Raw genomic sequence first — 1293 nt, 5'->3', positions numbered from 1 at the left:
GTCCAGCCTTCATGCTACAAAAGACATAGCTACTCGCGCACACAGAATAAGCGCTACCACCCTTATTTCCTTAGAACCCGCAGACCGCGCCTGGCTGCACGAGCGCATCGCCCTGCGCTTTGAGCAGATGCTGGCCGGTGGATTTCTGGACGAAGTTAAAACCCTGCGCGCCCGCGGCGACCTGTACCCCGATTTGCCCAGCATGCGCTGCGTAGGCTACCGCCAGGCCTGGGAGGCATTGGACGGTACGCTGCCGGTGGTGGAGCTGCGCGACCGGGGCATCTTCGCCACCCGCCAGCTCGCCAAACGCCAGGTCACCTGGCTGCGCAGCATGCCGCAGCGCCAACTCGTGGCCTGCGACGCGCCGGATGCGCTGCAACAGGTGCTGGCGCGGGTGGAGGCAGCCCTATGAGCCTGCCGAGCCTGTATATCGAAAACTTGGGCAAGCGCTACGGCGACAGCACCGTGTTTGCCAATGTGTCGCTGCAGGTACAGCCCGGCGAATTCGTCGCCATCATCGGCGAATCCGGCGTGGGCAAGTCCACCCTGCTCAACTGCATGGCCGGGCTGGACAGCTGGGACAGCGGCACGGTAGCGATCGGCGGTGTGGACCTGGGTGGCCTCGGCGACGACCAGCGCGCCCTGCTGCGCCGCCAGCAGGTGGGCTTTGTGTTCCAGGCCTTCCATGTGTTGCCGCACCTGGATGTGGCGCAAAACGTGGCCCTGCCGCTGATGCTGCTGGGCCGCCCCGATGATGCCCGCGTGCAAAGCCTGCTGGCCGACGTGGGCCTGGAGGGCCTGGGCAAGCGCCTGCCGCAGCAGCTCAGCGGCGGCCAGCTCCAGCGCGTGGCGATTGCCCGCGCCCTGGTGCACCGCCCGGCCCTGCTGCTGGCCGACGAGCCCACCGGCAACCTCGACCCCACCACGGCGGCCAGGGTGATGGACGCCTTGCTGGCGCAAACCCGCGCCCAGGGTGCGGCCCTGGTGCTGGTCACGCATTCGCAGGCCGCAGCGGCGCGGGCGGATAGGGTGCTGCAGCTGCGGGTGGATGGAATTCATGCATAAAAGGCAGCTAACGCTTATCGCACAAGGTTTTATAGCTTCATTTTCAATAGCGATTTTTAAGGATTGGCAGGCGCCGGTTTCGGGCCGGTTGCCCCCCGCTGGCCCAGCAGCTTGGAGATCAGGTCAAACCAGAACGGTGCGCCAAACGACACCATGAAGGCGGTGATGAACCAGCCCAGCAGGTCCCTGGGGCCCACATCCGCCCACACCACCGGCTTTTGTAGCGAC

1 protein-coding gene and 1 pseudogene are annotated in these 1293 nt (G+C 65.7%); both read left to right on the top strand.

The genetic code is table 11. The annotated features are described in order from the left end of the window. A pseudogene (locus tag AC097L_RS24775) lies at positions 1-412 on the top strand (tRNA (adenosine(37)-N6)-dimethylallyltransferase MiaA); the annotation flags it as partial. Beyond that, positions 409-1065 carry an ABC transporter ATP-binding protein gene (locus AC097L_RS24770; RefSeq protein WP_479589373.1) on the top strand — a complete coding sequence of 219 codons (657 nt, stop codon included), beginning with the start codon at positions 409-411 and terminating at the stop codon, positions 1063-1065. The pseudogene AC097L_RS24775 and the gene AC097L_RS24770, both read left to right, overlap by 4 nt. The last annotated feature ends 228 nt before the right edge of the window (positions 1066-1293 follow it).

It is taken from the genome of Rhodoferax sp. RT5P35 (assembly GCF_056521385.1).
The sequence above is the reverse complement of the archived record's forward strand: the minus strand, read 5'-3'. Positions and strand labels throughout refer to the sequence as shown.